The following is a 24,615-nucleotide window of genomic DNA, read 5'->3' on the forward strand; positions in this document are numbered from 1 at the left end:
ACTCAGTCAAAAACTATCATAAAGGAATATAAAGAAGAGGAGAAAAATAAAAAATTCTGCAAAACGCTTGACATATTTTAGAAACGTGATAAAATAATAGTCGTAGGGCGAATAAAATCGCTTTCAAACAAGAACAAAATTTTATAAGGAGATTTTTGCAAATGAACAATCAGGATATTGCAAAAAAGGTCATCGAAGCCCTTGGTGGACGTGATAATGTCAACAGTGTAGCCCACTGTGCAACTCGTCTACGTGTCATGGTCAAAGATGAAGGGAAAATCAAGAAGGAAGTGATTGAGAACTTGGATAAAGTTCAAGGAGCTTTCTTTAACTCAGGCCAATACCAAATCATCTTTGGTACTGGTACAGTAAACAAGATGTACGACGAAGTGGTTGCACTTGGTTTGCCAACATCTTCTAAAGAAGATATGAAAGCAGAAGCTGGTAAACAGGGAAACTGGTTCCAACGTGCAATCCGTACTTTCGGTGACGTTTTTGTACCACTTTTGCCAGCAATCGTTGCGACTGGTTTGTTTATGGGAATTCGTGGGGCTATTGTTCAAGATCAAGTTTTGGCTTTGTTTGGAACAACTGCAGAAGCCTTTAAAGCAACAAACTTCTATACTTATTCAGTTGTATTGACAGATACGGCCTTCGCCTTTTTCCCAGCCTTGATCTGTTGGTCAGCCTTTCGTGTATTCGGTGGAAATCCTTTGCTTGGTTTAGTCTTAGGATTGATGATGGTTAACTCATCCTTGCCAAATGCTTGGGCTGTTGCTTCAGGTGATGCTCAACCAATTATCTTCTTCGGCTTTATCAAAGTTGTCGGATATCAGAACTCAGTTTTACCTGCTTTCTTCGTCGGATTGACCGGTGCGAAACTTGAAAAGTGGCTCCGTAAGCGTATTCCAGATGTATTAGACTTACTCCTTGTACCATTCTTGACTTTCTTAGTAATGTCTATTTTGGCCTTGTTTGTCATTGGACCTGTATTCCATGAAGTTGAAAGCTACGTCAAAGTCGCTACTGTTTGGTTGCTCAGTCTCCCAATGGGTCTAGGTGGATTAATCCTTGGTGGTGTTCATCAGGTTATCGTCGTTACGGGTGTTCACCATATCTTCAATCTATTGGAGTCTAACCTAGTTACTTCTACAGGTTCAGATCCTCTTAATGCTATTATTACAGCAGCTATGACTGCTCAACTTGGAGCAACTCTTGCTGTTGGTGTGAAAACAAAGAATCCAAAAATTAAAGCTCTTGCCTTCCCAGCTGCTCTTTCTGCTGGACTTGGTATCACTGAACCAGCTATTTTTGGTATCAATCTTCGCTATGGTAAACCATTTATCATGGGGCTTATCGCCGGTGCTGCGGGTGGTTGGTTAGCAAACATTCTAGGTTTGGCAGGTACTAGCTTTGGTATTACGATCATTCCTGGAACACTTCTCTACATCAATGGTCAACTTCTCCAGTATATCTTTATGGTCCTAGTAACAACTGCCCTTGGTTTCGGATTGACTTATGCTTTTGGTTATAAAGAAGAAACAGAAGTGGCAGAAGAAACAGTTTCTGAAGAAGCTACAGAGGCAAATGAAGAAATTCCAGTAGCTCCTCAAAATGAAACAATCCAAACTCCAATCGTTGGGGACGTAGTTGCTCTTGAGAATGTTGATGATCCAGTCTTTTCAAGTGGTGCAATGGGACAAGGGATCGCTGTAAAACCAAGCCAAGGCGTGGTTTACGCACCAGCTGATGCAGAAGTATCAATCGCCTTTGCTACAGGACATGCTTATGGTTTGAAGACAGCAAACGGAGCTGAAATCTTGATCCACGTTGGTATCGATACGGTGACTATGAACGGTGAAGGATTTGAACAAAAAGTTTCTCAAGGCGACAAGGTTAAAGCTGGTGATGTTCTTGGAACCTTTGACTCAAACAAAATCGCTGCTGCAGGTCTTGATGATACAACAATGGTTATCGTTACAAACACGGCTGACTACGCTTCTGTGACACCAGTCGCAAGTGGTTCAGTTGTCAAGGGCGACGCGATCATCGAAGTGAAAGCCTAATCCTCTTCAAAAATCAAATCTAAAAACAAAACGAACAAATGACATGTTTGTTCGTTTTTGCTTGAATGGTAAGATTTACAGAGGAAAATCTAAAATATTGAGAAATCTAGCCCTTTAAAATGTGCTATAATAGAGAAAACAAAGATAAGAGGTTTATCATGACAAAATTATATGGAAGCTTAGAAGCGGGCGGTACAAAGTTTGTCTGTGCTGTCGGAGATGAAAATTTTAACATTGTAGAAAAAACACAATTTCCAACAACAACTCCTATCGAGACTATCGATAAAACCATCGAATTCTTTTCTAAATTCGATAATCTTGCAGGCCTTGCCATCGGTTCCTTTGGTCCTATTGATATCGACAAAAACTCAAAAACCTATGGCTTTATCACAACGACTCCAAAACCTCACTGGGCAAATGTAGACCTACTTGGTGCCCTACGTCGTGCCCTCAACGTACCCATGTATTTCACCACTGACGTAAATAGCTCTGCCTATGGTGAAGTAGTTGCTCGTAACAATGCTGGTGGTCGTATCGAAAACTTGGTTTACTACACGATCGGTACAGGGATTGGTGCAGGTGTTATCCAACGTGGTGAGTTTATCGGAGGTGTCGGTCACCCTGAGATGGGTCACTACTATGTGGCTAAACACCCAATGGATGTAGAAAAAGAATTTAACGGCGTCTGTCCTTTCCATAAGGGTTGTTTGGAAGGCTTTGCGGCTGGACCAAGTCTAGAAGCTCGTACAGGTATTCGTGGTGAAAACATCGAACTCAACAGTTCTGTCTGGGATGTTCAAGCCTACTACATCGCTCAGGCTGCGGTCAATGCTACAGTGACTTTCCGTCCAGACGTCATCGTCTTTGGTGGTGGCGTTATGGCCCAACAACACATGCTGGACCGTGTACGTGAGAAATTTACAGCTCTTCTAAATGGATACCTACCAGTACCAGACGTACGTGACTATATCGTGACTCCAGCAGTCGCAGGCAATGGTTCTGCCACACTTGGGAACTTTGTCCTTGCTAAGAGTGTTTCAAAATAAAATAAACAAAACATCCGCTTGGGAAACCAAACGGATGTTTTCTTTGAAGACAATTTTTTTTGAGCCTTTCCTTAAGTGATGACGGACGGTAGCGACTTTCTTCGAAATTCCATACCTAAACTTTGAGCCTAATGTCTCAAAGTTTCCGAACACCTGAAACCATTAGATTTCAGGTGTTTTTATCACGGCAGAAAGGCTAGGTAAGTCCTCGATTCACTATCGAAAAATAGGCATGATTTCCATACCAAAGTATATTTAGTATCAGGCTATTTTCTATTTATGTTCTAAAAGTCCGCTTGGGAAACCAAACGGATTTTTCTATTCTCAAAACATCTGCCAGAAGAAATCAATAATATAGGTCAAACCATAAGTATAAACCACTAGGGTAAAGGGCTTGGTCAGAATGATGATAATCATATAGCGCTTGAAGGTCATCTTGGTGAGGGCAGCCAGCATACAGAGAAAGTCAGCTGGGCTAACTGGCCAGATCATCATAAAGATAAAGAACCGCTCGAAACGATTACCCTTATCTAGCCAACCAATGTACTTGTCATAGGTACGCTTGCTGACGACGGACTGGACAAAGGCAGCTCCGTAGAGGCGTACCAGGTAAAAGATAATGGCACAGCCAATCACGATGCCGATATAGTTGTAGATGGTTCCGATGATGTGGCCGTAAATAAAGACCCCAGCCACTGAGGTCAAAGCTCCCGGAATAATCGGAACAACAGTTTGTAGGATCTGTAAAAAGATAAAGAGTGGTGGCCCCCAGACTCCAGCTTGCTGGATAAAGGCTGATAGGGTTTCCTTTGATTGTAAAACACCCGCCTGATAGGCCCAAATACAGAAAATCAAGGTGCCGACTCCCCCGACGATAGATGAGATATTGATGACTTGCTGTAGAAGGGGAGAAACAGCTTTCATTTGCTTATGCTGTGACATAGAAACTCCTTATAGATAGTATGATTCTACTATACCATATTTTATGGAGAAAAACTATCTGGATTATCTGACTGGAGAAATAAGTGTGGTAAAATGAGAATAAGAAAATGACGGTATAGAATGAGGGGTATCATGTTAGGTTTAAACTTTAAAGGAAGCTGGCGCCAATATCAAAAACAGGTCTTGGATTGTTTTCAGGACTATCAAGCAGACGGTCATGTTCATCTAGTGGCCGCTCCAGGGTCTGGAAAGACAACCATTGGTATCGAGCTAATCGCTCGTTTTGGCAACCCAGCCCTCATCTTAGTTCCGACTGTCACCATTCGCGAACAATGGGTAGATAGGATCCAAACTGCTTTTCTAGAGGATGGTCAGAGGCTTTCAGACCTCGTTTCCCAAAACTTAAAGGAGATGAAGGCATTAACAATTGTGACCTATCAGGCTTTTCATAGTGCCATGAACCAACTTCAATCACAAGAAGATGGAGAAGCAGAGGATTTTGTGGGGTTTGATTTGCTTGCAAGCCTAAGAGCTCAGAAAGTTGCGACTCTTTGTTTGGACGAATGCCACCACCTGCGCAATGAATGGTGGAAAAGTCTGGAAGCCTTTCGCAAGCAGTATGGACCGCTGAAACTCATCTCCCTGACAGCCACACCACCTTATGACAGCGAGCCAGAACTCTGGGAACGCTATATCCGTATGTGTGGGGAGATTGATCAAGAAATCACGGTACCTGAACTAGTCAAGGAAGACACTCTTTGCCCTCATCAGGATTTTGTCTATATGTGTTCACCAACAGCTGAAGAGGCGGAACGTCTCAAACGGTTTGAGGAGACTAAGTGGGACTATATTCACCACCTTATAGTTGATCCTGATTTTCAAACATTTGTAGCAGGGTCTAAGGTCCTCAAAGGGGATATTTCATCTGATTTGCTCTTAGAAGATCCCAAGTACTTGTCTGCTATGTTGATTTATATGCATTCTCAGGGTTTAACGATTCCTTCCTCTTTACAAAATTTACTGCGAACCCAGAAGCTTCCAGCATTGACCTCCTACTGGCTGGAGACGCTGTTGCAGAGCATACTCTATCAGACACCAGATTGGTATGAGGATCCAGATGGATATAGGAAAAAGTTAGAGGCTGACTTGAAGGCGCGTGGGTTGGTGGAAAAACGTCAGGTTTATCTGGTTAAGTCCAAGGCTTCTGACCAGCTTTTAACCCAATCTCTGGGGAAGTTGTCTGCCATTGCCGATATCTTTTTGACGGAGTATGAGAGTCTAGGTCAGGAACTGAGACAGTTAGTACTAGCTGACTATATTCGCAAGGATTTTGCTACTTATCTGGGAGATAATCAGGCAACCATTTCTCAGTTGGGGGTTCTCCCTTATTTTGAAAGCATTCGTCGAAAAGCTCAGGAGCAAGAGATACCTGTGTCTTTGGCTGTCTTGTCAGGTAGTGTCGTTATTTTGCCTACCGATGTAGCAGCAGAGTTGAAGGAGCTCTTGCCTCAGGTTCCTCTTAGTTTCTCATCTATTGGTCACTTAGATCCAAAAGATTATGTGCAGGTAGGTTTTCCGAGCTCAGCTAAGGGAATCGTAGCGGCAGTGACGGACCTTTTTCAACGAGGACAGATTCAAGTCCTAGTCGGAACCAAATCTCTCCTCGGAGAGGGTTGGGATGCTCCTTGTGTTAATTCCCTAATCCTCGGAAGCTTTGTGGGGAGCTTTATGCTGAGTAACCAGATGCGCGGGCGTGCCATTCGTATCTGGCCGGGGCATCCAGAAAAGACCAGCAACATCTGGCATCTGGTAGCCGTTCAAGCGCAAGCACTTATCACTCTTCCTGGTGAGGAGCCTAGACCAGAGAGCAATCAGGATCTGCAGACCTTGTCGCGACGGATGGAGCATTTTCTTGGATTGGCTTATAATCAGGAGAGTATTGAGACCGGTTTGGATCGTTTGGATTTTCCAAAGCCCCCTTTTAAGAAAAAGCAAATTAGTGAGTACAATGAGCGAGTTAAGAGTCTCTCCAAGGATCGAGCAGGCTTGAGACTAAAATGGCAGGAAGCTCTTGTCGTAGCGGATCAGTTCGAGATAGTTACAGAAGTCGCAACCCAAAAACAGAAAATCCCAGTTATGCTCTTGCTTGATGCATTAAAATGGGTTCGCATGTCATTGCTCTTGTTGGCAGTAGATTTGTTGGTCTTGCTATTTAGACTGAGACTGATTGGTGTTTGGTGGCTTACAGCAGCCTGTCTCCTCTTTTTGGTCTTTGCATCTTGGCGCTACCTCCGTTATAAAAGTCCCTATAAACGTTTGCAATCTCTGGGTGAGCAGATCCGAAAGGCTCTGCTAGATTCAGAGCATCTAACGGACGATCAATCCCGTGTTCATGTAGAGGAGGACAAGGAAAATTATATGGTTTTCGCCTATCTCAAGGGAGGAAGCATGAGGGACAAGGAGCTGTTTGCGCAGACTGTGGGAGAGTTCTTTGCTCCAGTGGACAATCAGCGCTATCTCTTGAAGGCAGAGAAAGTCCGACAAGGTCAGTCACTTTACTATGTCGTGCCTAGTCTTTTTGACAAGCGCAAGGAAGAAGCACAGAAATTCCTCGACTTTCTGAGACCAACTATCGGACGTTATCACCTCGTCTATACACGAACAGAGGCCGGGCGGAAAATCCTTCTCGAAGCTCGTATCAAAGCTCTCTCCAATAAAAATGACCGTACCTTGACTAAGAAGAAGGTTAAAAGCCGGTTGGAGTAGGGGAGGTAAAATATTACCTCTCTACAAAATAAAAAAGCAAAGGGAGAAAATATGGCAGATACAATTTTAATTTTAGGTAATGGCTTTGATATTGCTATGGATCGAAAAACAAAGTATACAGATTTTATTGACTTTGAAAAACAATTATTCTCTAATCCAAATGAGGAGTTACTGAAGTTCCTAAAATCTAAAAATATTAGTATTGAGAAATACAGAGATAATTTATATTTGAAATTTATTAATGAGAATAAAGATACACTTGGGGATAATTGGTCAAATCTTGAAACTATGATTTCTCAACTTGCAGATGCAATAATGTATTTTAAAGAAAATAATGATTTAATATTCAAAGTTGCTACTACAGGACGAATTTGGTTATTGGAAGAGAAATTGTTACAAGAAAAAAATTATAGGTCAAAATTATATATTGCAAATATGTTTTCTTCACTATTTTATGAAAAAAGCTGGAGTTCTTTAGAAAGAGAAGTCGCACTGGAAAAGTTGAATAATGAATTTATCAATCAACTTGATCTATTGATTGAATTGTTAGAAATATATTTATCTTATATAGACTTTCTTGATTTTGAAGTTAGAAACATTAAATCCAAGCCAACAGCTTTGGATGCAGTACCTCATTTATTAAGTTCTTATGTTTTAAACTTTAATTATACCAATACGTCAAGTTATTTATTTGGAACTGTTGAAGAAAGAACTCATTTTATACATGGTCGAATTGATTTAGATAGAACTTTCAGTCGCATCAATACTATGGTCTTTGGAATTGAGGATAAAGAAAATGATGTCAACGGTGATTTGATTCCCTATCAGAAGTATTACCAAAGAGTTGTTAAAGAGACTGGAAATACATTTGAAGAATTTTTCAAACCAAGCTACAAGTATTCAAATGAGGGAGTATCAAAATCGATACCCAAAAATATCATTATTTATGGACACTCCGTAGATCCCTTGGATAAAGAAATATTCCAAAAATGCTTTAAGTTAGTAGAGATTGTATTAGAACAGAGTAGAATGTTTAAATATCGATTTATTTTCACTTATGTTGATGAGCCAGCAAAACGATCGATTATTAAGAATCTTGCAATCATTCTTGGTAAGGAAAAAATGATAGAGTTAACAGGGAAAAAGAATATTGTATTTATAAAGAGTGATGATAAGGATGGTATGAAAGAAGTTCTACTACCTTAATAAAGTTAAGAATAGTTTATAGCTCACTCGCTCTAGTCAGGTCGAGTGGTTTTTCTTGAAATATGATAAAATAGGAGTAGTAATACATTTTTTGAAAGAGGTTTAGATACAACTTTGTTTCCATATTTCCTGGAAACGGATAGATAGCAATGAGAAAGATGGAACAAACTAACCAAAAATCCCAGTGCCAACAACTCTGGGCTAGAAACAAATACCTCGTTTTGAGCCATTCCAGCAATATTTACAATGAGATTCGTCAATACTTGAAGAATGAACAAGTGGAGCTGAGTCTGGTTCAAGAGATGATTGACCGAGCTTGTCAAATCCCAGAACACAGGGGTCAGGTTTGCAATGCCTTTCAGCATATTTGGGGCTATTTCAAAAAGCAAGCGACAGATGCTGAGCGCAAAGACTATATGCTCCTGCTTGATCGCTACCGCTTTGGTCAGGCTTCTAAGGAAGACTTGATTGCTAAGACTCGAGACTTGCTTGATCGCTATCCAAATACCTACTTGCAACATTCGACTTTACTGAAAGGAGACTCCCATGAGACTTTGGCATGAGGCTTTGATTTCACAACTTCCCCGTCCGCAGCTCTTGGGGCAACATCGAGAGTGTTGCGCCCTTCGTGGCAATGGCTGGGGCAGAAAGCATGCGACGGTTGACTATGTCTTTACCCACTCGCCTTATCGTCTCTATGCCTATCATCGCTTGATCATGGAGGAGATGGATGGCCGTGGCTACAATGTCAGTCCAGAGTGGCTGGACAAGAACTACCGTGGCAAAACCTGCCCTCCTTATCAAGACTTGCCTGAGGAAAAGTTGGACAATCCCATCTATAGTGAGCATGATGCAGAATACTATGAGGAGTGTCTGGCTAATCTCCGAGAGAAAGGCATTGAGCTGGAGTAAGAGTCAGGCTTAGCTCCACATTATAACTCTTCTCGTATTTTTTTCGAATAATAAAAATGAGACCTTTAGAATGATTCTAAGGTCTTCTTTTTATTGGTATTAGGATTTACTTTTAATAACTTTTGAGTTATAATCGTTGAAAAAGCCAAGCGTGAACTGAAGGACATAAAAGAAAGAAGGTTAAGTGATGAAGAATAGTGCCATTGGAAGTAATTGGAAAGATATCCGATCTGAACTCTTTACCAAGGAGGAAATTCTTGAAAGTGATATGCGAGTGGCTATCATGAGTGAGTTGATTGAGGCCAGGCATGAACAAGGAATCAGCCAGAAAAAGCTAGAAGAACTTAGTGGAGTGAGCCAGCCCGTCATAGCTAGGATGGAGACAGGCAAGACTAGTCCTCAGTTGGATACAGTCTTAAAAGTTTTAGCCAGTTTAGGAAAGACACTAGCAGTCGTTCCACTTGAACAGGAAAAAGGTTGATAGGGATGAAATTCCTTGGATTTCTAAAAGCATCCACAGGGGAATTTCACCTCCCGTCCGCACTTTTTAAGGGAAATATCAAAATTACCAAAGGATAACTAACCTATAGTCTTTTCTAATACCAAGCCATAGTCACTGATGAGAATCATCAATGGCTCGTTTGAGCTTTCCAACTAAAATACAGCCACAAAACAAGCTATACAAAGGATTTGAGACACTGGTCTCAAGTCTTTTTCTTTTGTTCGAAAAAGCGATATAGTTTCAAACTATATCAAAGCCTAATTATTTACAATTATACAGACCCTTTCTTTTCTGTTAAGATAGTTTCAACAACAAATTTTGGAGGACACATCATGTCAACTACGATCATCGGTTTCCCTCGTTTGGGTGAATTCCGCGAATTGAAATTTACAACTGAAAAATACTTTAGAAAAGAAATCTCAGAAGAAGAACTCTTGGCAGCAGCAAAAGAATTGCGTGCGAAACACTGGAACATTGTCAAAGAAAAAGGCATCACTGAAATCCCATCAAATGACTTTTCTCACTATGACAACTTCCTAGATGCAGCTTTCCTTTTCAACGTGGTACCTGCATCCGTTCAAAACTTGGACTTGTCTGACCTTGAGCGCTACTTTGCTTTGGGACGTGGTTACCAAGGAGAAAAAGGGGACGTTCGTGCCCTTCCGATGAAGAAATGGTTCAACACCAACTACCACTACATCGTTCCTAAATTTGAAAAAGACACTCAAGTTAAATTGGCTGGTCACAAGATCTTTGATGAGTTCCAAGAAGCCAAAGAACTTGGTCTCAATACTCGTCCTGTCCTTGTAGGTCCATTCACTTTCCTTCAATTATCAGACTTTGAAGAAGGTGTGAAAGCAGAAGACTTCGTAGATAGCTTAGTAGCTGCTTACCAAGATGTTTTTGCAAAATTGGCTGAACTTGGTGCGGCTCGTATCCAACTCGACGAAGCGGCTCTTGTCAAAGACTTGACAGAAGAAGAAAAAGCCCTCTTCTTGAACATCTACAACAAACTCTTGGCTGACAAGAAAGGTCTTGAAGTCTTGCTTCAAACATACTTCGGTGACGTTCGTGACGTCTACTCTGATCTTGTGAACTTGCCAGTAGATGCCATCGGTTTGGACTTCGTTGAAGGTAAGAAAACTCTTGAACTCGTTAAAAGTGGTTTCCCAGCTGACAAGACTCTCTATGCTGGTATCGTCAATGGTAAAAACATCTGGCGCAACAACTACGAAAAGAGCTTGGCTGTTCTTGAGCAAATCCCAGCTGAAAACATTGTCTTGACAAGTTCATGCTCACTTCTTCATGTGCCATTTACAACTGCTAATGAAGAATTTGAACCAGCAATCCTGAACCACTTTGCCTTTGCAGTTGAAAAATTGGAAGAACTTCGTGATTTGGATGCTATCCGCAATGGTCAAGGTGCAGAAGCACTTGCAGCTAACAAAGAACTCTTTGCGACTGAACGTGTCGGAGCAAATGCGGAACTTCGTGCGCGTATCGCTGGATTGACTGACGCAGACTACACTCGTTTGCCAGCTTTTGCTGAACGTGAAGCTATCCAAGAAGAAGCTTTCAAACTTCCAGCACTTCCAACAACAACCATCGGTTCATTCCCTCAAACTAAGGAAGTTCGTGCCAAACGTTTGGCCTTCCGTAAGGGTGAATTGTCACAAGAAGAGTACGACGCCTTCCTTGCTGAAACTATCGACGAATGGATCAAATGGCAAGAAGAAGTTGGATTTGACGTGCTTGTACACGGTGAGTTCGAGCGTAACGACATGGTTGAGTACTTCGGTCAAAACTTGTCAGGTTACCTCTTCTCTAAGAATGGTTGGGTACAATCTTACGGTATGCGTGGGGTGAAACCGCCAATCATCTGGGGTGACGTCACTCGTCTTAACCCAATCACTGTCAAATGGTCTAGCTATGCTCAAAGCCGTACAGACAAACCTGTCAAAGGTATGTTGACTGGACCGGTTACCATCCTCAACTGGTCATTCCCACGTGAAGACATCTCTATCAAGGACTCAACTCTTCAAATCGCCCTTGCTATCAAGGATGAAGTTCTTGACCTTGAAGCTGCTGGTGTGAAAATCATCCAAATCGACGAGGCTGCTCTTCGTGAGAAATTGCCACTCCGTCGTAGCGACTGGTACGAAGACTACCTTGACTGGGCTATTCCAGCCTTCCGCTTGGTACACTCTACAGTAGCGCCAGATACTCAAATCCACACTCACATGTGTTACTCAGAATTTACAGATATCATCCCAGCCATCGACAACATGGATGCGGACGTTATTTCCTTTGAAGCAAGCCGTTCAAATCTTGAAATCTTGGACGAACTCAAAGCAAAAAACTTCCAAACAGAAGTGGGACCTGGGGTTTACGATATCCACTCTCCTCGTGTGCCAAATGAAGGCGAAATCGACCACACAATTGATGCTATTCTTGCCAAAGTACCAAGCAAGAAAGTTTGGATCAACCCTGACTGTGGTTTGAAAACACGTGGTATTCCAGAAACAAAAGAAAGCTTGATCCGCCTTGTCGAAGCAGCAAAAGCTGCGCGTGAGAAATTGTAAGAACCCATTTCTCCCTACACGGTTGATCAGTAAGAAATCAACTAGAAAAGGTTAATATATATGTCACGCCAAACACCGTCACTTTCATTTGAAGTGTTCCCTCCAAACCCAGCTGTGGGTAATGATAAAATTATTTCAGCCTTGCAGGATATGCGGGAGCTGACACCGCACTTTATCAGTGTGACCGCCAGCAATAATAAATTTAATATCAAGGAAACGACGGTTCGTTTGGCTGACTTTATCCAGAATGATTTGGCGATTCCAACCATTGCCCACTTACCAGCTATCTATCTGACCAAGGAAAAGGTTGCTGAAACCATTGCAGACTTGGACAAGGTTGGGGTACAGAAAATCTTGGCCCTGCGTGGAGATATTATCCCTGATGTGGAGCCACAAAAGGATTTCCGCTACGCAACAGATTTGATCGAGTTCATCAAGGAACAAGCTCCTCACTTTGATATTGTTGGCGCTTGCTACCCAGAGGGCCATCCTGACTCGCCAAACCAAATCTCGGATATTCAAAATCTCAAGAAGAAAGTGGATGCAGGCTGTTCAAGCCTTGTAACGCAGCTTTTCTTTGACAATGAGCGTTTCTATGATTTCCAAGATAAGTGTACCTTGGCAGGGATTGATGTTCCCATTCATGCGGGAATTATGCCAATTCTTAACCGTAACCAAGCGCTTCGTCTCTTGAAGACTTGTGAGAATATCCACCTTCCACGTAAATTTAAGGCTATCTTAGACAAGTATGAGCATGACCCTGAGTCGCTCAGAGCAGCAGGACTTGCCTATGCCGTGGATCAGATCGTGGACTTAGTCACTCAGGATGTCGCAGGTGTGCATCTCTACACCATGAACAATGCTGAAACAGCCAAATACATCCACCAAGCAACCCATGCCTTGTTTAATCATCAGTCTTTAGGATAATAAAAAGCAAACCATTCTTCTCAGTTGAGGGGAGTGGTTCCTTTTTAATAGAAAAGCCCGCACTTTTTAAGAAAAATATGATAAAATAGACTCTGTACGTACTTGATACAAAGATGAGGGTATTTAGGGTATTTAGGGTATTAAGGATTTTTTAATAGTTGATTAATTTTTAATCGAAATCTGATAATTGCTTCTATAATAAATACGAACGAAGTGAGTGTTAAAAGATATTTCACACTATAGTGGTATCCTAGAGAATAACTCTGTTATTTTCTAGGACGGAATTTTTGAGACTTCAGGCTTAAAAATTAGGGATGAAATTCCACTGGATTTCTAAAATCATCCACTGGATAATTTTACCTCCCGTTCGCACTGTGTCAGTGAAATATCAAAAAAATTCTTAATTGAATTTTGGTCTCATTTCTTAGGAAAAAAGATAAGCTTCCTAGCACTCATCGAGTGTGGCGTCACCTTCCTATTTTTCTATAGAAATGTTCGGCAAACCGAACCGTCCAAAATATCTTGATTAATTGAACACGCCTACAACTCTGTGGAAAAAGATAAATCTACCTAGGAGCAGTCGCTCCGTCGTTCGATTTCCTATTTTCCTTTGAGTTGCTTAACGGCTTAGTATCTTGATCTTTGTAGGCAAGGCGTATAATTTCATCAATCCAAAGGGGATTAAAATGACAAAACAAGTGTTTCAAACGACTTTTGCGGGTCGTGAATTAATCGTAGAGACTGGTCAGGTTGCTAAGCAAGCAAATGGCTCTGTTGTCGTCCGTTACGGTGAGTCAACTGTCTTGACTGCGGCCGTTATGTCTAAGAAGATGGCAACTGGGGATTTCTTCCCACTTCAAGTTAACTACGAAGAAAAAATGTATGCGGCTGGGAAGTTTCCTGGTGGCTTTATGAAACGTGAAGGGCGTCCTTCGACAGATGCAACTTTGACAGCACGTTTGATTGACCGTCCAATCCGTCCTATGTTTGCGGAAGGTTTCCGTAATGAAGTCCAAGTCATCAACACAGTTCTTTCTTACGATGAAAATGCTTCTGCACCAATGGCAGCAATGTTTGGTTCATCCTTGGCACTTTCTATCTCAGATATTCCGTTTGACGGACCAATCGCTGGAGTACAAGTGGGTTATGTAGATGGCCAAATCATCATCAACCCTACTCAAGAACAGGCAGAGCAATCTCTTCTTGAATTGACAGTAGCTGGTACCAAGCACGCTATCAACATGGTAGAGTCTGGTGCCAAAGAATTGTCAGAAGAAATCATGTTGGAAGCCCTTCTGAAAGGTCACGAAGCAGTCAAAGAATTGATTGCCTTCCAAGAAGAAATCGTAGCAGCAGTAGGTAAAGAAAAAGCAGAAGTAGAATTGCTTCATGTAGATGCTGACTTGCAAGCTGAAATCATCGCAGCTTACAACAGTAACCTCCAAAAAGCGGTTCAAGTAGAAGAAAAACTGGCTCGTGAAGCTGCAACTCAAGCAGTTAAAGACCAAGTGACTGCAGTTTACCAAGAAAAATATGCAGACCACGAAGAATTTGACCGTATTATGCGTGATGTGGCTGAAATCTTGGAACAAATGGAACACGCTGAAGTACGCCGTTTGATTACAGAAGATAAGGTACGTCCTGACGGTCGTAAGGTTGATGAAATCCGTCCTTTAGATGCGGTTGTTGACTTTCTTCCTCGTGTGCACGGTTCAGGTCTCTTTACTCGTGGCCAAACTCAAGCCCTTTCAGTCTTGACCTTGGCTCCGATGGGAGAAACTCAAATCATCGATGGTTTGGATCCAGAGTACAAGAAACGCTTTATGCACCACTATAACTTCCCTCAATACTCTGTAGGGGAAACAGGTCGTTATGGTGCGCCTGGTCGTCGTGAAATCGGTCACGGTGCTCTTGGTGAGCGTGCCCTTGCTCAAGTCTTGCCTAGTTTGGAAGAATTTCCATACGCGATTCGCTTGGTAGCTGAAGTGTTAGAATCAAACGGTTCATCTTCTCAAGCCTCTATCTGTGCGGGAACGCTCGCCCTTATGGCTGGTGGTGTGCCAATCAAGGCGCCAGTAGCTGGTATTGCCATGGGTCTCATCTCAGATGGTAATAACTACACAGTATTGACTGATATCCAAGGATTGGAAGACCACTTTGGAGATATGGACTTTAAGGTAGCAGGTACTCGTGAGGGGATTACAGCTCTTCAAATGGATATCAAGATCCAAGGGATTACTGCAGAAATCTTGACTGAGGCCCTTGCTCAAGCCAAGAAAGCACGTTTTGAAATCCTTGATGTGATTGAAGCAACCATTCCAGAAGTTCGTCCAGAATTGGCTCCAACTGCTCCAAAAATTGACACCATCAAGATTGATGTGGACAAGATTAAGGTTGTCATCGGTAAAGGTGGAGAAACGATTGACAAGATTATCGCTGAAACAGGCGTTAAGATTGATATCGACGAAGAAGGTAATGTGTCCATCTACTCTAGCGACCAAGATGCCATTAACCGAACCAAAGAAATCATCGCTGGCTTGGTCCGTGAAGCTAAAGTGGATGAAGTTTACCATGCTAAGGTTGTTCGTATCGAGAAATTTGGTGCCTTTGTCAACCTCTTTGATAAGACAGATGCACTTGTGCACATTTCTGAAATGGCTTGGACTCGTACCAACCGTGTCGAGGACTTGGTAGCTATTGGTGATGAAGTCGATGTTAAGGTTATCAAGATTGATGAAAAAGGCCGTATCGATGCCTCTATGAAAGTTCTTCTTCCTCGTCCGCCAAAACCTGAGCATGATGAAAAAGGCGAAAAGTCTGAGCGACCTCACCGTCCACGTCATCACAAGGACCACAAACCTAAGAAAGAATTTACAGAAACACCAAAAGATTCAGAATAAGAAAAGGAGAAATGTATGGGATGGTGGCGCGAAACCATTGATATTGTAAAAGAAAATGATCCAGCGGCACGCAACAGCTTGGAAGTTTTGCTGACTTATCCAGGTGTCAAGGCCTTAGCTGCCCACCGTTTCTCGCATTTTCTCTGGAAGCACGGCTTCAAACTCCTGGCTCGGCTGCATAGTCAGTTTTGGCGCTTTTGGACTCAGATTGAGATTCATCCGGGTGCTCAGATAGAATCAGGTGTCTTTATCGACCATGGTTCTGGCTTGGTGATTGGAGAGACGGCGATTGTTGAAAAAGGCGTTCTTCTCTATCACGGAGTGACTCTTGGTGGGACTGGTAAGGATGTTGGCAAACGCCATCCGACTGTGCGTAAAGGAGCTCTCATATCAGCCCATGCCCAAGTCATCGGACCAGTGGAAATCGGTGAAAATGCCAAAGTCGGTGCTGCTGCAGTAGTCGTGGCAGACGTACCTAGTGATGTGACAGTTGTCGGTATTCCGGCCAAGATCGTCCGAGTTCATGGACAGAAGGATGAACCAACAATCCACGAAGTCGAAGAAAAACGCGAGTACTACGTCAATAAACTAGAGCAGGCTAGAGAAGCCAGTCACAGATCGTCGGGGTTGTAGAGGATACCTATATGATTCAAGCAAGAAATAAGTTGAGCCAAGAAGAGTTATTTGAAGCGAAAAAACTAATTAACTGTTGCCAAGCCTATGATGGAACTTATCGTGATCCCTATCTTTCTAACATGCTTAATTTTGACCCAAACATGCCCGCCTTTTTCCTTTATTATGAAAAAGGCGAACTTGTTGGTCTATTAACTGTCTATGCTGATGACCGAGATGTGGAAGTGACGATACTGGTTCTTCCAAATCATCGCCGTCAGGGAATTGCGCGTGCTTTGTTTACGAGTTTTGAGAAAGAAACGGCTTCTTTCCCTATTCGTTCAGTTACTTTTCAGACAGAACGTATTTTTCTAGAGCGTCATCCTAATTTTGTCAGCAACTGGGGATTGGTCGAGGATGAAGAGACAGAAACCTGGTTAGGTAAGGATAGAAGACCTTATCCGTTAGCAAATGTTTCTAATCTTGAAGTTTTGTTAGCAGATAGTTCGTATCGGGAGCAAATTAGCCAGTTAAAATTACAGGCATTTTCAGAGGAACATGAATCGAGAGAAGTTGTGGATAGATATGTCGCCGAAGCTCTGAAAGATCCAGAAAGCCACCTATATATTTTATTAAAAGACGGTCAGGTTATTGGGACTTGCACGGTAGATTTATCGACTAATACGAATTATTTCTACGGTTTAGCAATATCGGAACCTGAACGTGGAAAAGGCTATGGAAGCTATTTAGCAAAATCCCTTGTCAACCAACTAATTGAGCAAAATGATAAGGAATTTCAGATTGCAGTGGAAGATAGCAACGTAGGTGCCAAGCGCTTGTATGAAAAAATCGGCTTTGTCAAACAGACCCAGGTGGTTTATCTGAATGCAAAAGTGTAGGACTAGAAAGGTAACTACAAGAATGGCAGTATATTTTTACGGCTGTATCACCATGGATGGCTACTTGGCAGACAGCCAGCACAGGATAGACTGGCTGCATCAGCTTGGTTCTGTAGAGGATACAGGCTATGATGACTTTTACAGGCAAATGGATATCACCATCATGGGCAAGCGGACCTTTGAGGAAATCCAAGATTTGCAAGATGTAGAAAGTTTTTATCAAGCTACGGAAAACTATGTCTTTACGCATGATAGGCACCTGCCTGTCAGCAATTACCAGCCAGTAGCTGGGGATGTGGTGGACTTTGTTCACCAGATTGACAAAGGTAAAAATGTCTTTGTGATTGGTGGTAATTCCTTGGTAGGACCGCTCTTGGATGCGGATCTTTTCGACCACCTCATTATTCAGATAGCGCCCCTTATCCTAGGAAAGGGGGTTCCCCTCTTTACCCAAGAGGAAGGGCAGCGCTTTTACCAACTGGATAGCCTCAGACAATTTGGCCCTTTTGCAGAGCTGGTTTTCAGCCGAAAAAGTCAGAAATAGAGAAGGGAGTGGACCGCATGATTAAAATTTACGACACCATGTCTCGTGATTTGCGAGAATTTGTACCTATTGAGGATGGCAAGGTTAAGATGTATGTCTGTGGGCCAACGGTCTACAACTATATCCACGTGGGCAATGCCCGCTCAACAATAGCTTTTGATACCATTCGCCGTTATTTTGAGTATCGGGGATTTGAAGTCAACTATATTTCCAATTTTACCGATGTAGATGATAGGATTATCCACCGTGCCAAGGAAGAAGCCATCACGCCTCAAGAGGTTGCGGACAAGTACATCGCTGCCTTTCGTGAAGACGTGACGGCCTTAGGCGTGAAACCTGCGACTCGCCATCCGCGTGTAGTAGAGTTTATGGCGGACATAATTCGTTTTGTCGCTGACTTGATTGAAAAAGGTTATGCTTACGAGAGTCAAGGAGATGTTTACTTCCGCGTGGAAAAATCTCACAACTATGCTAAATTGGCCAATAAAACCTTGGAAGATTTGGAGCTGGGTGCTTCAGGTCGTACCGATGAAGAAACGGCTCGCAAGGAAAATCCTGTAGACTTTGCCCTTTGGAAAGCTGCAAAACCAGGCGAGATTTCTTGGGACAGTCCTTGGGGACATGGTCGTCCGGGTTGGCATATTGAATGTTCAGTCATGTCGACAGAGATTTTGGGAGATACCATTGATATCCACGGTGGTGGAGCTGATTTGGAGTTCCCTCACCATACCAACGAAATTGCCCAATCAGAAGCAAAAACAGGTAAGACTTTTGCTAACTACTGGATGCATAATGGCTTTGTCAATATCGACAACGTCAAGATGTCTAAGTCCTTGGGCAACTTTATAACCGTACACGATGCCCTTAAAACTCTTGATGGGCAAGTGTTGCGTTTCTTCTTTGCGACTCAGCATTACCGTAAGCCGATCAACTTTACAGAAAAAGCAGTGCGAGACGCCGAGACCAATCTCAAGTATCTGAAGAACACTTACGAACAACCTTTTTCTGGAACTGTAGATGCTCAAGAGTTGCAGGCTTTTAAAGATAAGTTTGTTGCCGCTATGGATGAGGATTTCAACTCTGCCAACGGTATCACAGTTGTCTTTGAAATGGCCAAATGGATCAACTCTAGCAACTATGATGCAAGTGTTAAAGAAGCTCTTGCGGCTATGTTAGAGGTCTTTGGGATTGTCTTTGTTGAGGAAGTTTTGGATGCAGACATTGAAGCCTTGATCCAAAAGCGCCAAGAAGCGCGTGCCAATCGTGACTTTGCGACAGCAGACCAAATCCGTGACCAACTAGCTGCTCAAGGGATTAAGCTACTTGATACCAAGGATGGAGTGAGGTGGACACGTGATTGATGTCAATCTCATTAACGGGATTGCGTTGGCTTTTGAGGGAGATGCTGTTTATTCCATGTATATCCGCCGCCATCTCATCCTCAAAGGCATGACCAAGCCCAATAAACTTCACCAAGAGGCGACCAAGTATGTCTCAGCCAAGGCTCAGGCTCGCCTGATTTCCCTCATGTTGGAGGAGCAAGTCCTGACGGAAAAAGAAGAAGAAATCTACAAACGTGGCCGCAATACCAATAGCCACACAAAGGCTAAAAATGCTGATGTGGTGACCTACCGCATGTCTACAGGTTTTGAAGCAGTGATGGGCTATCTCCATCTGACTGAAAATGTGGAGCGTCTAGAGACCCTAATTTCTTGGTGCATCCAAAAAGTGGAGGGCTAGAATATGATTGCAAAGGAATTACAAGACTGGTTCCCTGAAGCTCAGATTTCAGATCAGCCAGTAGAGAAACCAGGCTATCTTACTCTCCCTTTAGCTTCTCAGCAGTGGATTTTACTGGAGGAAGCTGGGCTCAGCGAGCGTGAAAAGCAGCTGGTTGCCCTTTTGACCCAGCAAGAGCAGGCTCGTTCGCTCAATCCTTGGTATCCCTATCTGATTGAGGGGAAGGGGCAGGCGCCTCAAACTTTTAAAAAGATACAACTGGTTTATTGCCATCTTTCCTATTTCCAACAGGAAAATCTATCCTCTTGGCTAGACATGATGCGTACTCTTTTTCCCAACTGCCAAACAGTGCTACAGGTCGGGGCTCAGGATTATGTATTTGTGCTTCAACAAGATAAGTACAGCTCTGTTCGCTCAATCTTATCTGATATGATTGAAGCGGTTGAGTATGACTTTGGCCTTCGTCTGTCTATCATGTTAGGCCAGGTTTGGTCTCAGACAGGCCCTCAAGCCCTATCAGACTTGATCAAAGCGGAGCGGGATTTGTTTAAAGCTTGGTGGCGCCAAGGTCACCAAGGTGTACACACCTTTTCACAGCTCTATCTATGGAGTATGGGGGAAAGACTTGTGGAACTGAGAGTCATTAAAGAATGCCTGCATCAGATGATTTTGGATCAGGATCAGATTCAGGAAATTATCCTTTCTCTCTGGGAAAACAGTGCTGTCCTAACTAAAACGGCCCAGCAACTCTATCTGCACCGCAATTCTCTCCAATACAAGATTGACAAATGGGAAGAATTGACAGGGCTACAGTTGAAGGAATTGACCGACTTGACCTTGTGTTATCAGTTGATTTTACCAGATATTCTTTAAAGTTTTGTGCAAGTTGCACAGAACTTTTTTATTTTTTTGGTCACCTTGCCATAGAAAAGTAAAGCGTTTTCATCTATAATAAAACTATCAAAAAATAAAAGGAGTTCACCTTCCATGGTAGAATTAAATCTTAAAAACATTTACAAAAAATATCCAAACAGCGAACACTACTCAGTTGAAGATTTCAACTTGGACATCAAAGACAAGGAATTTATCGTTTTCGTAGGTCCTTCAGGATGTGGTAAGTCAACAACACTTCGTATGATCGCTGGTCTTGAAGACATTACTGAAGGTACTGCATCTATAGATGGTGTGGTTGTCAACGACGTAGCTCCAAAAGACCGTGACATTGCCATGGTATTCCAAAACTACGCTCTTTACCCACACATGACTGTATATGACAACATGGCTTTCGGTTTGAAATTGCGTAAATACAGCAAAGAAGATATCGACAAACGTGTTCAAGAAGCAGCAGCAATCCTTGGTTTGAAAGAATTCTTGGATCGTAAACCAGCTGACCTTTCAGGTGGTCAACGTCAACGTGTTGCCATGGGTCGTGCGATTGTCCGTGATGCAAAAGTGTTCTTGATGGACGAGCCTTTGTCAAACTTGGATGCCAAACTTCGTGTATCTATGCGTGCTGAAATTGCGAAGATTCACCGTCGTATCGGTGCTACAACTATCTACGTAACCCACGACCAAACAGAAGCGATGACTCTTGCGGACCGTATCGTTATCATGTCAGCAACTAAGAACCCTGCTGGTACAGGTACTATCGGACGTGTAGAACAAATCGGAACTCCTCAAGAAGTTTACAAAAATCCAGTTAACAAGTTCGTTGCAGGATTTATCGGAAGCCCAGCTATGAACTTCATCAATGTGAAATTGGTTGGTGGTGAAATTGTTTCTGACGGTTTCCGCTTGAAAGTACCAGAAGGTGCTTTGAAAGTTCTTCGTGACAAAGGTTACGAAGGAAAAGAATTGATCTTCGGTATCCGTCCAGAAGATGTGAATGCAGAACCTGCTTTCCTTGAAACATTCCCAGAATCAGTTGTCAAAGCTTCTATCTCTGTATCAGAATTGCTTGGTTCAGAATCTCACCTTTACTGCCAAGTTGGTAAAGACGAATTTGTTGCCAAAGTGGATGCTCGTGACTACTTGCAAACAGGTGCAACAGTTGAACTTGGATTTGACTTGAACAAAGCACACTTCTTCGACGTAGAAACTGAAAAAACTGTCTACTAAGCAAATGAAATGTCAAAACACTACTAGAGAAATCTGGCAGTGTTTTTTTAATGATTGGTATTGGCATAAAAACAGGCTTTTCTAGTTTTCATATCCTTAAAAAAGTGATAAAATGGTAGGAAGAATTGGAGAGTATAGATGCCGAAAGAAGTGAATTTGACAGGCGATCAGGTAGTCGCTTTAACGAGAGAATATTTAACAAAGGAAGACGTTGCTTTTGTACAAAAAGCATTGATTTACGCAGTTGATTGTCATAGTGGGCAGTTTCGGAAATCAGGTGAGCCCTATATTATCCATCCCATTCAGGTAGCAGGAATCCTGGCTAAGCTCAAGCTGGATGCCGTAACCGTTGCCTGCGGTTTTTTGCATGACGTTGTTGAAGACACAGATGCGACACTGGATGATCTGGAGAGAGAGTTCGGTCATGATGTTCGGATTATCGTTGATGGTGTGACCAAGCTTGGTAAGGTTGAGTACAAATCACTCGAGGAACAATTAGCTGAAAATCACCGCAAGATGCTTATGGCCATGTCAGAGGATATCCGTGTTATCTTGGTTAAATTATCGGACCGTTTGCACAATATGCGGACTCTCAAACATCTGCGAAAGGACAAGCAAGAACGGATCTCCAGAGAAACCATGGAAATTTACGCACCACTTGCTCATCGTCTAGGGATTTCCAGTGTCAAGTGGGAGTTGGAAGATCTATCTTTCCGTTACCTCAATCCAACTGAGTTTTACAAGATCACCCACATGATGAAGGAAAAACGCAGAGAACGTGAGGCTCTGGTCGACGAAGTCGTAACCAAGTTGGAGGACTATGCTACCGAACGCAATCTCAAAGGGAAAATCTATGGTCGTCCTAAGCATATCTATTCGATCTACCGCAAGATGCAGGATAAGAAGAAACGCTTTGAGGAAATTTATGATCTGATTGCCATTCGCTGTATCTTAGATACCCAGAGTGATGTCTATGCTATGCTGGGTTATGTACATGAACTTTGGAAACCTATGCCAGGCCGCTTCAAAGACTATATCGCTAATCGTAAGGCCAATGGTTACCAGTCTATCCATACAACTGTTTATGGGCCAAAAGGGCCGATTGAATTCCAGATTCGGACCAAGGAAATGCACGAAGTGGCTGAGTATGGGGTTGCGGCTCACTGGGCTTATAAGAAAGGCATTAAAGGGCAGGTCAACAGCAAGGAATCAGCTATCGGGATGAACTGGATCAAGGAGATGATGGAGCTCCAAGACCAGGCTGATGATGCCAAGGAATTTGTGGACTCTGTTAAGGAAAACTATCTGGCGGAGGAGATTTACGTCTTTACTCCTGATGGTGCGGTTCGCTCCCTTCCAAAAGATTCAGGACCGATTGACTTTGCCTATGAAATCCATACCAAAGTCGGTGAAAAAGCGACTGGTGCCAAGGTCAATGGCCGTATGGTTCCGCTGACAACCAAGCTTAAGACAGGGGATCAGGTTGAAATTATCACCAACCCCAACTCCTTTGGTCCGAGTCGTGACTGGCTCAACATGGTCAAGACCAGCAAGGCGCGCAACAAGATTCGTCAGTTCTTTAAAAATCAAGACAAGGAATTATCCGTTAACAAGGGCCGTGAAATGTTGATGGCCCAGTTCCAAGAAAACGGCTATGTAGCCAATAAATTCATGGACAAGCGTCATATGGACGAGGTCCTTCAAAAGACCAGCTACAAGACAGAGGAAGCTCTCTATGCAGCCATTGGTTTTGGAGAAATTGGCGCTATTACCGTCTTTAACCGTTTGACCGAAAAGGAACGCCGTGAGGAAGAACGCGCTAAGGCCAAGGCGGAAGCAGAAGAGCTTGTCAAAGGTGGCGAGGTTAAGGTCGAAAATAAAGAAACCCTCAAGGTTAAGCATGAGGGAGGTGTGGTCATTGAAGGAGCCTCAGGTCTCCTAGTACGGATTGCTAAGTGTTGTAATCCAGTTCCGGGTGACGACATTGTCGGCTACATTACTAAGGGACGCGGTGTAGCTATTCACCGTGTGGACTGTATGAATCTCCGTGCCCAAGAAAACTATGAGCAACGTCTCCTTGATGTGGAGTGGGAAGATCAATTCTCAAGCAAGGAATACACCGCCCACATCGATATCTATGGTCTCAACCGTACAGGGCTCTTAAATGATGTTCTGCAAGTTCTCTCCAACACAACTAAGAATATCTCAACCGTTAATGCTCAACCAACCAAGGATATGAAATTTGCTAATATCCATGTCTCCTTTGGTATTTCCAACCTCTCTACACTGACCACAGTCGTGGACAAGATTAAGAGTGTGCCAGAGGTCTACTCTGTCAAACGGACCAACGGCTAATTCTCTCTTCAGTTACCAGAAAGGCTATTATGAAAATCATTATCCAACGGGTTAAAAAAGCTCAAGTCAGTATCGAAGGTCAGGTTCATGGAAAGATCAATCAGGGACTCTTATTGCTGGTCGGTGTAGGCCCAGAGGACCAAGAGGAAGATCTGGATTATGCTGTGAGAAAACTGGTCAACATGCGGATTTTTTCAGATGCAGAAGGCAAGATGAATCTGTCTGTCAAGGATATTAGGGGAGAAATCCTTTCTATTTCTCAGTTTACCCTCTTTGCGGACACTAAGAAAGGCAATCGTCCAGCCTTTACAGGTGCAGCCAATCCGGATATGGCAGCTGCCTTCTATGAGGCTTTCAACCAAAAGCTAGCGCAAGAAGTGCCCGTTCAGACAGGCATCTTTGGAGCGGATATGCAGGTGGAGCTGGTAAATGATGGACCAGTTACCATCATTCTTGATACTAAAAATAGATAAGAAAACCAAGCCCAGTTGGCTTGGT

The 24,615-nt window shown here is 42.8% G+C and carries 20 protein-coding genes and 1 pseudogene; 19 read left to right on the forward strand and 2 right to left on the reverse strand.

Annotation, left to right across the window (positions count from 1 at the left end; genetic code table 11):
• Positions 1 to 161 precede the first annotated feature (161 nt).
• Together AB2B49_RS02010 and scrK are read left to right on the forward strand one after the other, a co-directional pair.
• A complete protein-coding gene (locus AB2B49_RS02010) occupies positions 162 to 2,066 on the forward strand; it encodes a sucrose-specific PTS transporter subunit IIBC (protein ID WP_049477898.1) in 1,905 nt (634 codons plus the stop codon).
• Between the two features lie 158 nt (positions 2,067 to 2,224).
• Positions 2,225 to 3,112, forward strand: a complete 888-nt coding sequence (gene scrK / locus AB2B49_RS02015) for a fructokinase ScrK (RefSeq protein WP_049504749.1) — start codon at positions 2,225 to 2,227, stop codon at positions 3,110 to 3,112.
• Positions 3,113 to 3,436: 324 nt separating this feature from the next.
• Here scrK and AB2B49_RS02020 read toward each other — a convergent pair whose 3' ends face one another.
• Positions 3,437 to 4,054 carry a TVP38/TMEM64 family protein gene (locus AB2B49_RS02020; RefSeq protein WP_000077675.1) on the reverse strand — a complete coding sequence of 206 codons (618 nt, stop codon included), beginning with the start codon at positions 4,052 to 4,054 and terminating at the stop codon, positions 3,437 to 3,439.
• Between the two features lie 132 nt (positions 4,055 to 4,186).
• Between AB2B49_RS02020 and AB2B49_RS02025 the strand changes: the two genes are divergently transcribed.
• The 7 genes from AB2B49_RS02025 (at position 4,187) to metF (ending at position 12,949) form a co-directional block, all read left to right on the forward strand.
• On the forward strand, positions 4,187 to 6,820 hold the full coding sequence (locus tag AB2B49_RS02025; protein ID WP_206285520.1) for a DEAD/DEAH box helicase family protein: 2,634 nt from the start codon (positions 4,187 to 4,189) through the stop codon (positions 6,818 to 6,820).
• A 51-nt stretch (positions 6,821 to 6,871) separates the two neighbouring features.
• Positions 6,872 to 8,026, forward strand: coding sequence for an AbiH family protein (locus tag AB2B49_RS02030; protein ID WP_049504744.1), 1,155 nt, complete (start codon positions 6,872 to 6,874; stop codon positions 8,024 to 8,026).
• A 158-nt stretch (positions 8,027 to 8,184) separates the two neighbouring features.
• On the forward strand, positions 8,185 to 8,589 hold the full coding sequence (locus AB2B49_RS02035) for a YbgA family protein (RefSeq protein WP_049504742.1): 405 nt from the start codon (positions 8,185 to 8,187) through the stop codon (positions 8,587 to 8,589).
• A complete protein-coding gene (locus tag AB2B49_RS02040) occupies positions 8,573 to 8,938 on the forward strand; it encodes a TIGR02328 family protein (RefSeq protein ID WP_049504740.1) in 366 nt (121 codons plus the stop codon). Before AB2B49_RS02035 ends, AB2B49_RS02040 begins: the two co-directional genes overlap by 17 nt.
• A gap of 187 nt (positions 8,939 to 9,125) precedes the next feature.
• Positions 9,126 to 9,419, forward strand: a complete 294-nt coding sequence (locus AB2B49_RS02045; protein WP_049504738.1) for a helix-turn-helix domain-containing protein — start codon at positions 9,126 to 9,128, stop codon at positions 9,417 to 9,419.
• Between the two features lie 353 nt (positions 9,420 to 9,772).
• Entirely contained in the window at positions 9,773 to 12,022 is a 2,250-nt protein-coding gene (metE, locus tag AB2B49_RS02050) for a 5-methyltetrahydropteroyltriglutamate--homocysteine S-methyltransferase (RefSeq protein ID WP_049504736.1), read from the forward strand.
• Between the two features lie 60 nt (positions 12,023 to 12,082).
• Positions 12,083 to 12,949 (forward strand): methylenetetrahydrofolate reductase [NAD(P)H], encoded by an 867-nt coding sequence (gene metF, locus AB2B49_RS02055; protein ID WP_025168823.1) that lies wholly within the window; start codon positions 12,083 to 12,085, stop codon positions 12,947 to 12,949.
• Between the two features lie 529 nt (positions 12,950 to 13,478).
• Here the strand turns inward: metF and AB2B49_RS09215 are convergent.
• Positions 13,479 to 13,568, reverse strand: a pseudogene (locus AB2B49_RS09215) (5-methyltetrahydropteroyltriglutamate--homocysteine methyltransferase); the annotation flags it as partial.
• Positions 13,569 to 13,635: 67 nt separating this feature from the next.
• On the opposite strand from AB2B49_RS09215, the gene pnp reads away from it, so the two are divergent.
• The 10 genes from pnp to dtd all read left to right on the forward strand — a co-directional run bounded on the left by pnp (position 13,636) and on the right by dtd (position 24,590).
• Positions 13,636 to 15,849, forward strand: a complete 2,214-nt coding sequence (gene pnp / locus AB2B49_RS02060; protein WP_320691880.1) for a polyribonucleotide nucleotidyltransferase — start codon at positions 13,636 to 13,638, stop codon at positions 15,847 to 15,849.
• Between the two features lie 15 nt (positions 15,850 to 15,864).
• The gene (gene cysE, locus AB2B49_RS02065) at positions 15,865 to 16,482 is read left to right on the forward strand and encodes a serine O-acetyltransferase (protein WP_125391082.1); all 618 of its coding nucleotides are present in this window, start codon (positions 15,865 to 15,867) and stop codon (positions 16,480 to 16,482) included.
• An 11-nt stretch (positions 16,483 to 16,493) separates the two neighbouring features.
• On the forward strand, positions 16,494 to 17,360 hold the full coding sequence (locus AB2B49_RS02070; RefSeq protein WP_320691881.1) for a GNAT family N-acetyltransferase: 867 nt from the start codon (positions 16,494 to 16,496) through the stop codon (positions 17,358 to 17,360).
• A gap of 22 nt (positions 17,361 to 17,382) precedes the next feature.
• Positions 17,383 to 17,904 (forward strand): dihydrofolate reductase family protein, encoded by a 522-nt coding sequence (locus tag AB2B49_RS02075; protein ID WP_000301974.1) that lies wholly within the window; start codon positions 17,383 to 17,385, stop codon positions 17,902 to 17,904.
• 17 nt (positions 17,905 to 17,921) lie between these two features.
• Positions 17,922 to 19,265 carry a cysteine--tRNA ligase gene (gene cysS, locus AB2B49_RS02080; RefSeq protein ID WP_254733808.1) on the forward strand — a complete coding sequence of 448 codons (1,344 nt, stop codon included), beginning with the start codon at positions 17,922 to 17,924 and terminating at the stop codon, positions 19,263 to 19,265.
• Positions 19,258 to 19,644 carry a Mini-ribonuclease 3 gene (locus AB2B49_RS02085; RefSeq protein WP_061454305.1) on the forward strand — a complete coding sequence of 129 codons (387 nt, stop codon included), beginning with the start codon at positions 19,258 to 19,260 and terminating at the stop codon, positions 19,642 to 19,644. The genes cysS and AB2B49_RS02085 overlap by 8 nt, the downstream gene beginning before the upstream one ends.
• Positions 19,645 to 19,647: 3 nt before the next feature.
• Positions 19,648 to 20,517, forward strand: a complete 870-nt coding sequence (locus AB2B49_RS02090; RefSeq protein WP_254733809.1) for a helix-turn-helix domain-containing protein — start codon at positions 19,648 to 19,650, stop codon at positions 20,515 to 20,517.
• A 114-nt stretch (positions 20,518 to 20,631) separates the two neighbouring features.
• Positions 20,632 to 21,762, forward strand: a complete 1,131-nt coding sequence (locus tag AB2B49_RS02095) for an ABC transporter ATP-binding protein (RefSeq protein ID WP_033630271.1) — start codon at positions 20,632 to 20,634, stop codon at positions 21,760 to 21,762.
• A 138-nt stretch (positions 21,763 to 21,900) separates the two neighbouring features.
• A complete protein-coding gene (locus AB2B49_RS02100; RefSeq protein WP_001123779.1) occupies positions 21,901 to 24,117 on the forward strand; it encodes a RelA/SpoT family protein in 2,217 nt (738 codons plus the stop codon).
• 29 nt (positions 24,118 to 24,146) lie between these two features.
• On the forward strand, positions 24,147 to 24,590 hold the full coding sequence (gene dtd / locus AB2B49_RS02105) for a D-aminoacyl-tRNA deacylase (protein WP_254733810.1): 444 nt from the start codon (positions 24,147 to 24,149) through the stop codon (positions 24,588 to 24,590).
• Positions 24,591 to 24,615: the final 25 nt, after the last annotated feature.

The organism is Streptococcus jiangnanensis, assembly GCF_040888325.1.
Lineage (GTDB): Bacteria > Bacillota > Bacilli > Lactobacillales > Streptococcaceae > Streptococcus > Streptococcus jiangnanensis.

What these genes read in the sequence shown, in the direction of transcription:
- AB2B49_RS02010 (WP_049477898.1), top strand. Translation starts at nt 162, where the DNA reads ATGAACAATCAGGATATTGCAAAAAAGGTCATCGAAGCCCTTGGTGGA.
- scrK (WP_049504749.1), top strand. Translation starts at nt 2,225, where the DNA reads ATGACAAAATTATATGGAAGCTTAGAAGCGGGCGGTACAAAGTTTGTC.
- AB2B49_RS02020 (WP_000077675.1), bottom strand. Translation starts at nt 4,054, where the DNA reads ATGTCACAGCATAAGCAAATGAAAGCTGTTTCTCCCCTTCTACAGCAA.
- AB2B49_RS02025 (WP_206285520.1), top strand. Translation starts at nt 4,187, where the DNA reads ATGTTAGGTTTAAACTTTAAAGGAAGCTGGCGCCAATATCAAAAACAG.
- AB2B49_RS02030 (WP_049504744.1), top strand. Translation starts at nt 6,872, where the DNA reads ATGGCAGATACAATTTTAATTTTAGGTAATGGCTTTGATATTGCTATG.
- AB2B49_RS02035 (WP_049504742.1), top strand. Translation starts at nt 8,185, where the DNA reads ATGGAACAAACTAACCAAAAATCCCAGTGCCAACAACTCTGGGCTAGA.
- AB2B49_RS02040 (WP_049504740.1), top strand. Translation starts at nt 8,573, where the DNA reads ATGAGACTTTGGCATGAGGCTTTGATTTCACAACTTCCCCGTCCGCAG.
- AB2B49_RS02045 (WP_049504738.1), top strand. Translation starts at nt 9,126, where the DNA reads ATGAAGAATAGTGCCATTGGAAGTAATTGGAAAGATATCCGATCTGAA.
- metE (WP_049504736.1), top strand. Translation starts at nt 9,773, where the DNA reads ATGTCAACTACGATCATCGGTTTCCCTCGTTTGGGTGAATTCCGCGAA.
- metF (WP_025168823.1), top strand. Translation starts at nt 12,083, where the DNA reads ATGTCACGCCAAACACCGTCACTTTCATTTGAAGTGTTCCCTCCAAAC.
- pnp (WP_320691880.1), top strand. Translation starts at nt 13,636, where the DNA reads ATGACAAAACAAGTGTTTCAAACGACTTTTGCGGGTCGTGAATTAATC.
- cysE (WP_125391082.1), top strand. Translation starts at nt 15,865, where the DNA reads ATGGGATGGTGGCGCGAAACCATTGATATTGTAAAAGAAAATGATCCA.
- AB2B49_RS02070 (WP_320691881.1), top strand. Translation starts at nt 16,494, where the DNA reads ATGATTCAAGCAAGAAATAAGTTGAGCCAAGAAGAGTTATTTGAAGCG.
- AB2B49_RS02075 (WP_000301974.1), top strand. Translation starts at nt 17,383, where the DNA reads ATGGCAGTATATTTTTACGGCTGTATCACCATGGATGGCTACTTGGCA.
- cysS (WP_254733808.1), top strand. Translation starts at nt 17,922, where the DNA reads ATGATTAAAATTTACGACACCATGTCTCGTGATTTGCGAGAATTTGTA.
- AB2B49_RS02090 (WP_254733809.1), top strand. Translation starts at nt 19,648, where the DNA reads ATGATTGCAAAGGAATTACAAGACTGGTTCCCTGAAGCTCAGATTTCA.
- AB2B49_RS02095 (WP_033630271.1), top strand. Translation starts at nt 20,632, where the DNA reads ATGGTAGAATTAAATCTTAAAAACATTTACAAAAAATATCCAAACAGC.
- AB2B49_RS02100 (WP_001123779.1), top strand. Translation starts at nt 21,901, where the DNA reads ATGCCGAAAGAAGTGAATTTGACAGGCGATCAGGTAGTCGCTTTAACG.
- dtd (WP_254733810.1), top strand. Translation starts at nt 24,147, where the DNA reads ATGAAAATCATTATCCAACGGGTTAAAAAAGCTCAAGTCAGTATCGAA.